Annotated in this window: 15 protein-coding genes and 1 riboswitch; of the genes, 4 read left to right on the top strand and 11 right to left on the bottom strand. The window is 55.1% G+C overall.

What is annotated here, in order from left to right:
* The 4 genes from ABWP27_RS09385 to ABWP27_RS09370 all read right to left on the bottom strand — a co-directional run.
* A partial coding sequence (locus ABWP27_RS09385; protein WP_353155932.1) for an efflux RND transporter periplasmic adaptor subunit occupies nucleotides 1–1,132 on the bottom strand: 1,132 nt, incomplete at its 3' end.
* Between the two features lie 55 nt (nucleotides 1,133–1,187).
* Nucleotides 1,188–2,645, bottom strand: a complete 1,458-nt coding sequence (locus tag ABWP27_RS09380; protein ID WP_353155930.1) for an efflux transporter outer membrane subunit — start codon at nucleotides 2,643–2,645, stop codon at nucleotides 1,188–1,190.
* A complete protein-coding gene (locus tag ABWP27_RS09375) occupies nucleotides 2,642–3,403 on the bottom strand; it encodes a CerR family C-terminal domain-containing protein (protein ID WP_353155929.1) in 762 nt (253 codons plus the stop codon). The genes ABWP27_RS09380 and ABWP27_RS09375 overlap by 4 nt, the downstream gene beginning before the upstream one ends.
* Nucleotides 3,404–3,495: 92 nt before the next feature.
* On the bottom strand, nucleotides 3,496–3,894 hold the full coding sequence (locus ABWP27_RS09370; protein ID WP_353155927.1) for an oxidoreductase-like domain-containing protein: 399 nt from the start codon (nucleotides 3,892–3,894) through the stop codon (nucleotides 3,496–3,498).
* Here ABWP27_RS09370 and pnuC point away from each other — a divergent pair.
* Both pnuC and ABWP27_RS09360 read left to right on the top strand, forming a co-directional pair.
* A complete protein-coding gene (gene pnuC, locus ABWP27_RS09365) occupies nucleotides 3,893–4,504 on the top strand; it encodes a nicotinamide riboside transporter PnuC (RefSeq protein ID WP_353155925.1) in 612 nt (203 codons plus the stop codon). The two genes, ABWP27_RS09370 and pnuC, sit on opposite strands and share 2 nt — an antisense overlap.
* Nucleotides 4,501–5,034: an AAA family ATPase gene (locus tag ABWP27_RS09360; RefSeq protein ID WP_353155923.1), complete on the top strand. Its 534-nt coding sequence runs from the start codon at nucleotides 4,501–4,503 to the stop codon at nucleotides 5,032–5,034. The genes pnuC and ABWP27_RS09360 overlap by 4 nt, the downstream gene beginning before the upstream one ends.
* 80 nt (nucleotides 5,035–5,114) lie before the next feature.
* Here ABWP27_RS09360 and ABWP27_RS09355 read toward each other — a convergent pair whose 3' ends face one another.
* The 7 genes from ABWP27_RS09355 to ABWP27_RS09325 form a co-directional block, all read right to left on the bottom strand.
* Nucleotides 5,115–7,280: a TonB-dependent siderophore receptor gene (locus ABWP27_RS09355; RefSeq protein ID WP_353155921.1), complete on the bottom strand. Its 2,166-nt coding sequence runs from the start codon at nucleotides 7,278–7,280 to the stop codon at nucleotides 5,115–5,117.
* A gap of 72 nt (nucleotides 7,281–7,352) precedes the next feature.
* A riboswitch (TPP riboswitch) is annotated at nucleotides 7,353–7,454 on the bottom strand.
* 202 nt (nucleotides 7,455–7,656) lie between these two features.
* The gene (locus ABWP27_RS09350) at nucleotides 7,657–8,013 is read right to left on the bottom strand and encodes a hypothetical protein (RefSeq protein WP_353155920.1); all 357 of its coding nucleotides are present in this window, start codon (nucleotides 8,011–8,013) and stop codon (nucleotides 7,657–7,659) included.
* Nucleotides 8,014–8,073: 60 nt separating this feature from the next.
* Nucleotides 8,074–8,655, bottom strand: a complete 582-nt coding sequence (locus ABWP27_RS09345) for a GreA/GreB family elongation factor (RefSeq protein ID WP_353155918.1) — start codon at nucleotides 8,653–8,655, stop codon at nucleotides 8,074–8,076.
* A gap of 117 nt (nucleotides 8,656–8,772) precedes the next feature.
* Entirely contained in the window at nucleotides 8,773–9,183 is a 411-nt protein-coding gene (arfB, locus tag ABWP27_RS09340) for an alternative ribosome rescue aminoacyl-tRNA hydrolase ArfB (RefSeq protein ID WP_353155916.1), read from the bottom strand.
* A gap of 83 nt (nucleotides 9,184–9,266) precedes the next feature.
* The gene (locus ABWP27_RS09335; RefSeq protein WP_011979267.1) at nucleotides 9,267–9,452 is read right to left on the bottom strand and encodes a 4-oxalocrotonate tautomerase; all 186 of its coding nucleotides are present in this window, start codon (nucleotides 9,450–9,452) and stop codon (nucleotides 9,267–9,269) included.
* A gap of 60 nt (nucleotides 9,453–9,512) precedes the next feature.
* Nucleotides 9,513–10,277, bottom strand: a complete 765-nt coding sequence (locus ABWP27_RS09330) for a class II aldolase/adducin family protein (RefSeq protein ID WP_353155914.1) — start codon at nucleotides 10,275–10,277, stop codon at nucleotides 9,513–9,515.
* A gap of 170 nt (nucleotides 10,278–10,447) precedes the next feature.
* Nucleotides 10,448–11,320, bottom strand: coding sequence for a pirin family protein (locus ABWP27_RS09325; protein ID WP_353155912.1), 873 nt, complete (start codon nucleotides 11,318–11,320; stop codon nucleotides 10,448–10,450).
* Between the two features lie 280 nt (nucleotides 11,321–11,600).
* Between ABWP27_RS09325 and ahpC the strand changes: the two genes are divergently transcribed.
* Together ahpC and ahpF are read left to right on the top strand one after the other, a co-directional pair.
* Nucleotides 11,601–12,164: an alkyl hydroperoxide reductase subunit C gene (gene ahpC / locus ABWP27_RS09320; RefSeq protein WP_353155911.1), complete on the top strand. Its 564-nt coding sequence runs from the start codon at nucleotides 11,601–11,603 to the stop codon at nucleotides 12,162–12,164.
* Nucleotides 12,165–12,313: 149 nt separating this feature from the next.
* Nucleotides 12,314–13,560: alkyl hydroperoxide reductase subunit F (ahpF, locus tag ABWP27_RS09315; protein ID WP_353155909.1), on the top strand; the 1,247-nt coding region annotated here is incomplete at its 3' end.

Below are 13,560 nucleotides of genomic sequence, written 5' to 3'. Positions count from 1 at the left end.
TCCCATCAGCGGGCAGTGCAGGGACAACTTTTACCAGATCCCCATCATTGAGAAATCCGGCGCCGCTCACAACCAGCACCGCATCCGGCGGTATCCCTGCCACGATTTCAATCCGGTCGGCCAGACGGCGCCCCGGCTGAACCTTCGTTTGCGTTACCCGGTTATCTGCATTCAAACGAAATACATAACTGAAACCGTCCCGAATCACGATGGCTTGCTGCGGTACGGTAACGGCGGTAGACATGCCGAGATCAAACTCGCCGGTGGCGAACATGCCTGCACGTGCGGGTGGCATGTTTGCTGCCGCCGGCAGCAGATCGACATACACGAGTGCCGAACGACTCTGCGTATCGACCGTCGGTGCAATCATGCGCACCTTGCCTTTTACCTGTGTACCGTTGGCTGCCGTGACCAGAGCCGGCGTTCCGATTGCCAGGCGCCCGAGTTCGGCAGAGGTCACTTCTGCACGCCATTCCAGCCTGCCCTGACGGATCAGACGAAACAGTTCGGTGCCTGCACCAACCACCGCGCCCACTGTTGCGTTACGCGCAGAGATAACACCGTTGTCGGAAGCCAGAACCTGCGTTTGTGCGAGTCGCACCTGTTGCACCGCGAGCATGGCTTTTGCCGCCTCGGCTTTGGCCCTGGCAGTTTGTTCGGTCGTCAGATACTGGTTGATCTGTTGCGTGCTCAAGGCACCGGTGCTTTCCAGCGTACGCGCGCGTTCTGCATTGTTCTTTGCATCAGCCGCATTGGCTTCAGCTTCCATCAGGTTGGCACGTGCCTGCGCCACATCGGCTTGCGTTGAAGTAGCCGAAAAGGTTGCCAGCACCTGGCCACGACGCACGACATCGCCGACGTTGACGCGCACATCGGTCAACTGCAAACCATTCGATTCACTGCCGATAATGGCTTCCTGCCATGCGGTGATGCTGCCGTTGGCGGAGAGCTTGATCGGCAAGCGCGCCTCTGAAGGCTGCGCTGTCGTCACAGTCAATGCCGGCTTGGGACCTGTTTCATCCTTTTTCTTCTCGGCACCGGATTTTCCGCTTGCGAGGGCGATGATGATTGCGGCCAGGACGACCAGCGCGATGGCGGCAAGGACGATGGTTTTGGTCTTGAAACGTTTCATGTGTTGAGTCCGTTATTGTTGCTATTGGTCAGATTCAAATGAATGGATACGGCGATCATTGCGCTTGTGCGGCCACTGCCGGTGCGGCGTCGGGATTAACCCAGCCGCCACCGGCGGCGCGATACAAGGCTATCCATGCGGCCATGCGCTCACGCTCCAGCGACACGGCATTCAATTCGGCCGCCAGCCGGACACGGCGTGCATCTTCCAGTTCCACCAGGCTGGCAAGACCGTTCTGATAACGACTTTCCGTGCCATTGAAAGAGGCGCGATAACCGTCCACCGCAACGCGTGCATCGTCGCTGCGTGCGGCCGTGCTTTGCAGATTGACCAGCGCTTCTTCCACCTCACGCACTGCCTGCCGCACGCTGCTGCGATAGCTGACAACCGCCGCTTCGTACTGCGCTTGTGCTGCAGTCACATTTGCCGCGCGCGCGCCGCCATCGAAAATCGGCAGCGTCAGTGACACCGGACCGATCGACCATGTATCGAGATTGGTCGTCACGCCACCGGAGCGAAAACTCGCCACGCCGACCGAGCCGCTCAATGTCAGACGCGGATAACGTTGCGCCTGCGCGTTGCCGACTTCTGCACTGGCAGCCGCCACTTCGCGTTCCGCAATGAAGACATCCGGCCTTTGCGTCAATGTTTGTGCTGGCAGGCTGGAGATATCCAGCATGGTTGCGGAAGTATCCGGCGCAGGCGTATCGGCAATTTTTTTGCGGATGGCCGGCTCATCGATGGCCGTCAACGCGACCAGCGCCTTGACATCCAGATCGCACAAGGCACGCTGCTGGGTGGCGCGACCGCTGCCTTCCGCCGCACTGGCGCGCGCCAGCGCTGCCGTGGCCGGTGCCTGGAATCCGGCCTTCGCGCTCAGATCCGACAGGCGCGCAGTTTCGGCACGCGAATCCGCATCGGCGCGTGTCACGATGATCAGCTTGTTGCAGGTACGCAGACTGTAATAGCGGTTGGCTACCTCGGCCGCCACAGATACGCGGGCATCATGCCAGCTCGCCTGCGCGCCCTGCAAGCGTGCGAGAGCTGCTCTGCTGGTGGCGCGATTACCGCCGAACAAATCGGCTTCCCATGATGGTTGCAGGGCCGCTTGCGTCGTCGTCCCCAAGGGCAGCGGGGCCTGCATATTGGTACGTTGCACGTTGACGCTCGCATCCAGCTTGGGTATCAAGGCCGCGTCCGCCGATACACTGGTCGCGCGTGATTGCTCTATGCGCGCGACCGCCGTGGCAACCGTAGGGCTCACGGTTTGCGCAGCCTGAATCAAATCCACCAGCAGCGGATCATTCTGCTGTTGCCACCATTGCGACAAATCCGTCAGCGTGCCGTGATGCGGCAAACCAGCAGCAGCGCCATCTGTCGCCGACGCCTGCGGTGCCGGCGCAAACCATTGTGGCGGCGGGGTAAGCGGCACCGTCGCAGGCGGCGCCTTAAGGGCGCAGGCAGTCAGCCAGAAGGGCAGGCTGATGCAAGTGGCAAGGTGAAATATTTTCATGATTTTTTCTTTTTGCTGATGCCGCCCATCGCAGGCGAAATCACGGCGGCGCGCTGCGCTACCGAAACTGCAATCATGGCTTCCGCATAATCAGCCAGATGGTCGGCCCACAGTTCGATCGCGGCCGGCGTTGCAATCAGCTTGGGGCGAATCGCTTCAATCACATCCCGCGAAATAAAAATCTGCAATGCCAGGCCGACGATGGAAAATGCCAGTCTGTGGATATCGTCATCCGCTCTGGCAACGCCCATATGCTTGAGCAGAACCGCCACCAGCGCCGCATGTGCAGGCTTGATATTGTTATCGATTTCTTCCGCCCATACGCCGGTAGGCTCCAGCATTTCGCGGAAATGCAGGCGCATGCATAACTGCACCAGATCGCCCTGTTTTAAAGGCATGAGAAACATGGCAAAGAATCCTTCAAGGGATTCCCGCAATGTCAGATTCGATTGCCCTGAAAGATGAGCATGATCACAGGGGCCGCCCATAGGTTCGCTGAAGGCGGCACGATACAGCCCGGCCTTGTCGCTGAAATAATATTTGATCGATGCAATATTGACGCCGGACGCCTGCGCAATCTCGCGCGTTGAAGTCTTGCTGTAACCCTTTTCCGCAAACAGGCGCAAGGCCGTGTGCAGCAGGCGCTCGCGCGCCTCGACGCCATCCGAACGCGGCTTGCGTACATCGCCTGCCTCCTTGTCGGGAGAGGCCTTTGAAGCGGACGATTTGAGATTGATTTTGCTGGTGACGGATTTCATGCCAGCATTAGAGCATATAAATCAAACGTTTGATTTAATTATTTGTGTGTATTTATCCAGCCATGGAATACGGGGAAAAATTGCAGCGATGATCATTTAGCTGATGATTTAGATGCTACTTTCCTGCGCACAATCCTGTCTTCCCGATTCTTTTCCCACGCCTTCAAGGCAACACGATAACGCTCCATTTCAAGTTCATACACATCAAAGATGCATGGTTCGCAACCGCCATGACAGCATTCGTCATTGTCGGGCCGTACCGGTGGGACCGGTGGTGCATTATCGGGATGGTTGGCTGCAGGCATATTGAAAAAAATGGGAATAGTGTTTGAAGTGTCCGTTTCTTTAATATACTGCGGAGTCGCATGCAGGCGCACATTCATGCTCGCATTACGATGTCTATCCATATCGTTAAGAAAAATTTCGGCAAGCCGCGCTTTCACCCGCCGCCACCCTCTATCTCGACAAAAAACAACGCACATATCCGGCATGAACGATCCGCTTGCGCTCTTTGGTTTGATTCACACCTCTCTTCTTGAGATCGTGTCGTTCGCACTCGCGCTCGCCATGGTGATATTGAATATTCGCCAATCGCCATGGGCGTGGTTGTTCTCCATCGCATCGGCAGCCTTGTATGCAGTCGTGTTTTACGACAGCAAGCTGTACGGTGATATGTCGCTGCAATTTTTCTTTATCGCAGTTTCGCTGTGGGGCTCGTATCAATGGCTGTTCGGCGGCGTCTCGCATCATGGCGTACAGGTGTCGCGCCTCACACCAAAGGGCTGGCTGCATTCGGCGCTGGCATGGCTGATCGGATTTGTCGCCATCGCCTCCTTCCTGCGTCTGTTCACCGATACGGATGTGCCACATATCGATGCCTTCCTGACCGCAGGCAGCCTGGTCGGCCAACTTTTGCTATCGTGCAAAAAACTGGAAAACTGGCATGTGTGGATAGGCATCGATCTGCTTTACATCGGCTTGTATCTGCACAAGAATCTGTATCTCACCGCCTTGCTGTTTGCCTTGTTTGTCGTCATGGCCGTTATCGGCTTGCGCACCTGGAAGAAATCCCTTGCAAACCAAAACATCGCTACCTCATGAGCACATCGCCGTTACGCATTGCACTGCTCGGCGCAGAATCAACCGGCAAGTCGACTCTGGCTGCCGCATTGGCCACGCATCACCATACCGTTTGGGTGCCGGAATATCTGCGCGAGTTTGTGGAAGAGAAGCAGCGTACACCGCAGGAAAAAGAACAATATCTGATTGCCAGTACGCAACTTGAAAGGGAGGACGATGCAGCGCGAGCAGCCGGCGCGTTTCTGTTTTGCGATACCACGCCGCTGATGACGGCTATCTACAGTCAATTCTATTTCGGCCGCATCGATGCAATGCTGGAAAATCTGCTGCGGGCGCATCGCTATGACTTCACCATCGTCACAGAACCGAGCACTCCCTGGATCGCCGATGGCCTGCAGCGCGAATCCGATACGGTACGGCAAGCTGTTCACAAACTATTGCTGGCGACGCTCGCTGCAGAAGCCATCCCTTTTTTATTGGCATCAGGAGATGTTGCTGAGCGTGTGCGGCAAGTAAACACCTATCTGCCGGCAGAATACCAACACCCATAAAAAACGCCACCGGCGTAGAAAGCCTTGCGTGCTTTCTACAGCGGTGGCGGTTTGCCTGATACGTGCCTGGATGGCAGTGATCAGAAATCCATCTGCGCCGACAATCTGAATACACGCGGCGCACCCGGAATCAGGTAACCACCAAATGCATTCGATGCATCGCCCCAGTAAAACTTGTCGAACACGTTATCGATACCGAAGCGGAAGGTAGTCACCGTATTGGAAACTTTGGTTTTGTACTGTGCGCCTACATTCAGCACGTGATAAGCATCGACTTCCTTGCGCACAATGACGTTAGGCGCAGTGAAATCACGTGTCGGCGCGAATATCTTGCTGCTTGAGTAGACCCACGTCGCATTGAGCTTGAGCGCTGGCATAGTTGGTACCGTGTAATCCATGTAGACAGCAGACTTGAAGGCCGGCACATTGCCTACGCGCTTACCTTCGATCTGCGGCTCACCGGTATTTTTCGCAAACGCCTGCAGCGCCGTCATGCTCGCGCCTATCATCAGGTTGCGTGTAGCCTTGCCTTGTGCAGACAATTCGATGCCGCGATGCACGGCTGTTCCAGCAACAACATAGTCGAAAGAAGAATTCGCGTAATCGTTGTTGCGTTTGATCTGGAACAATGCGGCAGCAACGCTCAGGTCTGCCGACAGATCCGCCTTTACGCCGATCTCAACCTGCTTCGATTTGCTCGGATCAAGTACAGTCTCGGCATCATTCAGCGGAGATGGAACTTCCGCGCCGGATTCCAGACCTTCCGAATAAGAACCGTAAACAGACCAGTTTGCTTGCGGCTTGAATACCAAAGCGACACTCGGCAGTACAAAGTCTTTATCGGTATGGCGAACCAGCGCGCCCGAGGCCCTGAATTGATCGCGCTCCAGTTGCGTATAGCGCACACCGGCATGCAACTTGAGCCGCTCGCTCAAGGACAAGATGTCTTGCGTAAAAATAGACCGCTCGTCTTCTTTACGACGCAAGCTGACGGGGTTGGTCGGCGCAAGGGTAACCGTGTTGAACTTCGGATAGTAGATGCTGCCAAGCCCATCGCCATCCGCCCGATTGAAAAGATAATCTGCAAAGTTGTCCCGACGATTGAGCGTGGATACACCCAGGGTCAGATCATGTTTGACCTCACCGGTATTGAACTTGCCCTGCAACATGGCCTGCGTCGTCATCACCGAGCGCTTGTCATTGTCACGCCGCAGATCGTACAAGCCGAATGTCCCGTCTGCGCAATAGCCAGATGATATGCCTGTCGTCGGGCAGCCGGACGATAATGCAACCGCATCATCGCGCCGCAATTCAAATTTATTGGCTTGCAAAACAGTACGCCAGCTATCGTTCAATTCGTATTCAAACTTCACACCGATGTTATTGGTATCGTCTGTAACCGGCAGGCTCCACGGCTGATTGTTCAACATCGTCTTGCCGCTCACGCCGGTAGGTATCGTGGTTCCGCCCAGCAATTGAAAACCCGGCACCGTCAATTGCGACTTGTGGTGGTAATCGAGATCGATTTGCAGCAAGGCTTTCGGGCTCAGACGCCAGTCGAATGCGCCCGATACAAACTTGCGATCGCCATCGGAACCCTGCACATAGGATTTGATATCTGCCGCCGCCGCATTGATACGATAACCAAAACGCTTGTCATCCGAACGTCCGCCCAGATCGACTGCACCGTAAAGCGTGCCGCGCTCACTGACTTCCAGCGTGACCGAACGCAAGGGCTGGTTCGTTGGACGCTTGACGACATAGTTAAGAATGCCGCCGGCCGAAGCGCCGCCGGCCTGCAAACCATCGACGCCTTTAAGAATCTCGAAACGCTCCTTGTTTTCCATCGGGATCATCGATTGCGCAAGGATTACCATGCCATCCTTGCGATAGCTGCTTCCCATATCGAGCGTAAATCCGCGTATCGCAAACCAGTCCGCCAAACCCACTGCGTTATAGGAATTCTGTACGCTGGCATCGTATTTGACTGCATCAGTGGCGCTGCGAATGCTGCGATCCTGCATCTGCTCATGTGTGATGACGCTGATCGAGGCCGGCACTTCGCGCAAGGGCGTGTCGGAAAAACTGCCTATGCCGGCCACGCCTGCGCTGGTCGCCGAATCCGACACCACCGTCACGGCAGGCAATACATCGTCGGAAGTTTGTGCCTGTGCTGCCGACGCAAAGGCAAACGCCTGTGCAATCGCAAGGGCAAGCAGGGAATAAGAGAAGGACGGGGCGGGCATCATGTTGTTCATTCGGTCGCAAATCAATCGTAAAAAACGGACGCGAGCGAGGGAATGAACAAAGAGGTAGTGCGTGGACTTTGTGCGCTTCCCTACGCTGGCATTATCCAGGTCAGGTACGGAGGGTTTTATCTCACCCGAAGACTGTTGCCTTCAGGACCCCTAGCGTGCGGTCGCATACTAACATGAAAGGAGTAGCGCGTGAAACGGCATTTTTACCGAAAGTTGCAGCAGATTTCACCGATCTTAACCGAGGTCAATTAAAACCGGAACAAGATGACGGATGACATGCCTGTGTCTATCGCAAGGCAAGAAGGCAGCATCGCGCAATGCGCGACGCTGAAATTCCCCTGACATTCTGCTGATTTACCGTCTTTTATTTGCGGGGATGTTTTACGGCTTTTTCAGTTGCTTCGATTTCATGGCTGTTTTGGTGATCGATATGCGCATCCACTGCATCCGGCGAATGCTCGATGCGCGTAATGCCTGACGACACTGAAACCGGATCGCTGGCAGGAAAAGTCATTTCAATACCGATATCCAGCAAGGTTTCCTTGGCTTGCTCTTCCTCGGAAGATACAGTTTCAGTCGGCATTTCAGCTACCGGATCGCTGGCGGGAAAGGTCTGCGCCAGGGCCTTGTCCAGCAGGTACTCTTCATGCGACTCGTGGGTGAGTTTTTGCGCCTCGACTAGCGGTTTTTTCTCGGTTTTTGAAGAATGATCGTGCGTCATGTTGCACTCCTTGGTGACTGATTCTGTTTGCAGGCCGAGCTGCATCTCATATCAACAACATTACTTCGTTTTCTTGTCGCTGGAACTCGCTGCAGTTGCGCCCGGCTCGCTATTGCGCACCGGATAGTGCACAGCCCTTACTTTCAACATCTCTTTTCCGGCAGGGCTCTCCAGCGTCACCTCATCGCCTGTCCAAGCACCCAACAAACTTTGCGCCACCGGCGACAGCCAGCTGATCCTGCCGTTGGCCGGATCAAGTTCATCCAGACCGACAATGGTCACGGTCTGCTGTTTGCCGTTTTGATGTTGATAGATAACGTTGGCGCCGAAAAAGATTTGCTCTTCGCCGGCATGCACGCCGGGATCGACAATCTCCGCCGTTTCCAGACGCGCTTGCAGATAATGAATGCTTTGTTCAAGGTCGCGCAAACTCCGTTCCGGCGACATCTCCGGGAAGACCGTGTTACCGGAATTTTCGTCGTGCGCAGCCGCGGACTGCGCCGCATTCATCAAGCGCTGCAACTCGCTTTGCAAATGCCGATAACCTGCCGGCGTGATGTAATTGCGTACACCCAATGGCATTTCCGGCAACAAGGACAAAGTCTCGTCGTCGCCTGTTTCCTTTACAAAAGCCTTGTTCATATCGCTTGTCGATGTCGACACCTCACATTGAAGATGCAAGTATCGCTGGAAAGCACAGCGTTATCTGTACCTTACATCACATAGGGAAATGCTGCTTTTGCGCGTGCAAATGGGAACTCAGATGGCAACCTTGCCACGCATGGCCTTGGTCTGCCCGCGCGCATTCTTGCCATCCAGGCGCTTGCGTTGCGAACCGTAGGTCGGCTTGGTGGCGCGCCGCGCTTTTGGCACGACAGTCACGCCAACGATCAACTCCTGCAATCGACGCAAGGCTTCTTCGCGACTTTGCTCCTGACTGCGACCCTGCTGCGCCTTGATCACGATGACGCCATCCTTGCTGATGCGTTGATCGTTGAGCAGCAGCAAGCGCTCCTTCAGATAATCCGGCAGCGATGAAGCGGCAATGTCGAAGCGCAAATGAATCGCCGTCGCCACCTTGTTTACATTTTGTCCGCCCGGGCCTTGCGCACGGATGGCGGTGAGATCGATCTCGCTATCGTCGATGGCGAGTGTGTCGGTGATGCGCATGATTTATCAATGGGGCGCCGAAGAGATCGGCACAATCATGCGTGCCAGCCGATGATTGCGGCTGGCGGATACGCTTGTTTCAATCAGACGTCGGACCACAGCTTGCCGCCGGTTGCCCAGTTTTCGCGCTTCACATCTTCGATGATGATATCGACCGATTCAGCGCTGGAGCCGAGCGTGGCAACGGTTGCTTCAGTAACGGCTTTGACGAAAGCGCGTTTTTGTTCGACGGTGCGGCCTTCAAATAATTGAACGTTAATGGTTGGCATGGGTTTCCCTTCTGGTTAATAAATTATTGAATAAGTTGTTGAGTAAATCAGTCGTGGCCGTTAATCGCGATATGCAGGCGATACCGCATCAAGTCTGCGCAGCAATGCCGGCCATTCGAGTATGCCTTCCGGCGAGCCGTCACCGAGCAATTCCCTGTAAGTCTTGGCGCACACTTCAGGCGGTGGAATATTCAGCGGCCCGCCGCCAGCCTGCGCCTTCAGCTGGAAAGAACACGCCTTGTCCAGCGTATCCATCAGCACATAGGCTTCAGCAATCGTGCGGCCGCTGATCAGCGTGCCGTGATTGCGCAACAGCATCGCAGGATAATCGCCCAGGCGTTCAATCAGTCGCGTCTGCTCGACTGGCGACAGCGCCAGTCCTTCGTAATCGTGATAGCCCATCTGCTGGTAAAAACGCATTGCGTGCTGTGACAAGGGCAATAATCCTCCTTGCTGCATGCCGACCGCAACGCCGTTTTCATTATGCAAATGCATGACGCACATCGCATCCTTGCGTGCGCTGTGCACGGCGCCGTGAATCGCGAAGCCGGTCACATTTACGCGCGCCGTCTGGTCGCCGATGATATTGCCCTGCAAATCGATCTTGACCAGATTCGAGGCGGTGATTTCATCGAAACGCAAGCCGAATGGATTGATCAGGAAGCGATCTTCTTCGCCGGGCACAGTGGCGGAGATATGCGTATAGATCAGGTCGTCCCAGTTCTTCAACGCACACAGGTGATAACAGGCGGCGAGATCGAGACGAACCTGCCATTCGGCATCGCTGATGCCGGTCGCTGCGGTTTTGGTGGAAGGGATACTCATAAGCCTTGAATTGAAATCTGAACGAAGTCCGCACGGAATCTGCACGATGCAAACGGATGAAGAGGCAAATTATAAGGTCATTGGCAACGCAATGTGGGGAATGCAACGCCGCCATTCGCGACGGGAAGAGGACGTCATGCCATGCAGACGCGGCATGACGCCCCGCCTCGTTACGACTGCGCAGGTATCTGTGCAAAGCGCCCGCTATTGAAGTCAGCAATCGCCTGCGCAATTTCAGCCTGGCTGTTCATCACAAACGGGCCATAACCAACGATCTCTTCCTCGATAGCCTCGCCGCTCAACAGCAACACTACAGCATCGCTATTGGCTTCTATCCTTACCTTGCTGCCGCTGCTATCGAGCACCACCATCTGCGCTTCGCGCGCAACGCGTTCATCATTGACCAGCACCGTACCGCGCAATACGATCAGCGCAGAGTTCCAGCCATCGGGCAATGTAAATTCGCTCTTGCCACCCTGCTTCAGATTCACATCCCACACCTGCATCGGTGTAAAGGTATGCGCGGCTCCCGCATGGCCTGCATAGTCGCCGGCAATCACACGCAGCGTTCCGGCATCGTCAGGCAAAGCCACGACCGGAATATCGTTGCTGACGATAGCCTGATAGCCGGGCGGCGTCATCTTGTCCCTGGCAGGAAGATTGACCCACAGCTGTACCATTTCCAGCGTCCCGCCGGAATGGGTGAATGCATCCGAATGAAATTCTTCGTGCAGGATGCCGGCGCCGGCCGTCATCCACTGCACATCGCCCGGACCTATGACGCCGCCCTGGCCGGTGGAATCGCGATGCGCAACTTCGCCCTGGTAGACGATGGTGACGGTTTCAAAGCCGCGATGCGGATGCGAACCAACACCGGGCGGGCGATCGGCGGCCGGAAATTCAGCCGGGCCCGCGTAGTCGAGCAACAGAAAAGGACTGAGCTGCTTGCCGTGGCTTTGATATGAAAACATCGAGCGTACCGGGAAACCGTCACCCACCCAATGAGGACGGGGAGCATTGGAGACAGCAATGATTTTTTTCATGACGTTTTCCTTTCCTTGAATTCTTTATATGCGGCCTTGATATGCGTAAAACAAGGACAGGCCGGCGGCACTGCACGCGTTGTGCTTGACCATACAGTCCTCCGGGGCAGCAAACCCTGTAAGACGGCATAATAGGCAATTCGTTATTGAAACAGCTGTATGCAGCCCTATTCGATAGCGAAAACAAATCGAATGAAGAAATTAAATCAATTATACAAATAATGGCCGAGCGCTTATTATCTGTACTCACACCTCTTTTTAACCCTGTAAGGAAAACGAAATGTCACTTATCAACACTCAAGTCCAGCCTTTCAAGACGCAAGCTTTCCACAATGGCAAGTTCATTGAAGTCACCGAACAATCGTTGAAGGGCAAATGGTCCGTACTGATTTTCATGCCGGCAGCATTCACATTCAACTGCCCAACCGAAGTTGAAGATGCAGCTGACAGCTACGCAGAATTCCAGAAACTGGGCGCGGAAGTCTACATCGTCACCACCGACACCCATTTCTCGCACAAAGTCTGGCACGAAACATCGCCAGCAGTTGGCAAAGCCAAATTCCCACTGGTCGGCGACCCAACTCACCAACTGACCAATGCATTCGGCGTGCACATCCCTGAAGCTGGTTTGGCACTGCGCGGTACTTTCGTGATCAATCCAGAAGGCGTCATCAAAACCATGGAAGTGCATGACAACGCCATCGCTCGTGACGTATCCGAAACACTGCGCAAGCTGAAGGCAGCCAAATACGTTGCCGAGCATCCAAATGAAGTTTGCCCAGCGAAATGGAAAGAAGGCGAAAAAACCATCGCTCCATCGCTGGATCTGGTCGGCAAGATCTAAGAAGCAATCAGTAGTTTGAACAAGTAAGTATTGTTTGATCGTTCCGGGCCCAGTGCTGGGCCCGGAATAAAAGCTTCACCGCAGTAACAAGTGCATTGCACTTTGAGCATTACCTTTTTTATAAACTGAAAAGAAAGCAGGGACCCATCATGTTGGATGCCAATCTCAAAACCCAATTAGCCTCTTATTTGGAAAAGATCGTACAACCGATCGAGATCGTCGCGTCACTCGATGGCAGCGACAAATCTCGCGAATTGCAGGAACTGCTGCAGGAAATCGTCGCGCTGACCGACAAGATCACTCTGGTCGAACGCACCGATGACGACGAGCGCAAACCTTCTTTTATCATCAAGCGCCCGGACGCACACGCAGGCATACAATTCGCCGCGATTCCACTGGGCCACGAATTCACCTCACTGGTACTGGCCTTGCTGCAAACCGGTGGTCACCCATTGAAACTGGAAGATTCCGTGATCGAACAGATCCGCAATCTCGATGGCGACTACACCTTTGAAACCTATATGTCGCTGTCTTGCCATAACTGCCCGGAAGTCGTACAAGCCTTCAACGTGATGGCGCTGATCAATCCGCGCATCCGTGCTGTCACGATCGACGGCGGTTTGTTCCAGGACGAAGTCAAGGAACGCGACATCATGGCTGTGCCGACAACGTTCATGAACGGACAGCCGTTTGAATCAGGTCGCGTCAGCATCGAACAGATACTCGCCAAACTCGATACCGGCGGCAACAAGCGCAAACAGGAAGAACTCAGCGCCAAGGCACCGTACGATGTATTGATCGTCGGCGGCGGTCCTGCAGGTGCAGCCGCTGCAATCTACGCCGCACGCAAAGGCATACGCACCGGCGTGGTCGCGGAACGCTTCGGCGGCCAGGTGCTGGATACGCTGTCGATTGAAAACTTTGTCTCGGTGCAGGAAACCGACGGCCCGAAATTTGCCGTCGCGCTGGAACAGCACGTCAAGAGCTACGAAGTCGACATCATGAACGTGCAAATGGCGTCCGAGCTGGTGCCGGGCAAACTGATCGAAATCAAACTGAAGGACGGCGGCTCGCTGAAAGGCAAAACCGTGATCCTCGCCACCGGCGCACGCTGGAAAACCATCAACGTGCCGGGTGAAAACGAATACCGTAACAAGGGTGTTGCGTATTGCCCGCACTGCGATGGCCCGCTGTTCAAGGGCAAACGTGTAGCAGTAATCGGCGGCGGCAACTCCGGTGTCGAAGCGGCGATCGATCTGGCCGGTATCGTCGGTCATGTGACCCTGATCGAATTTGGCGCAGAACTGCGCGCCGATGCCGTGTTGCAGCGCAAGTTGCACAGCCTGGCCAACGTCACCGTGATCACGTCGGCGCAAACGACGGAAATTACCGGCGA

This window comes from Herminiimonas fonticola (assembly GCF_040395855.1).
Lineage (GTDB): Bacteria > Pseudomonadota > Gammaproteobacteria > Burkholderiales > Burkholderiaceae_D > Oxalicibacterium > Oxalicibacterium fonticola_A.
The sequence above is the reverse complement of the archived record's forward strand: the minus strand, read 5'-3'. Positions and strand labels throughout refer to the sequence as shown.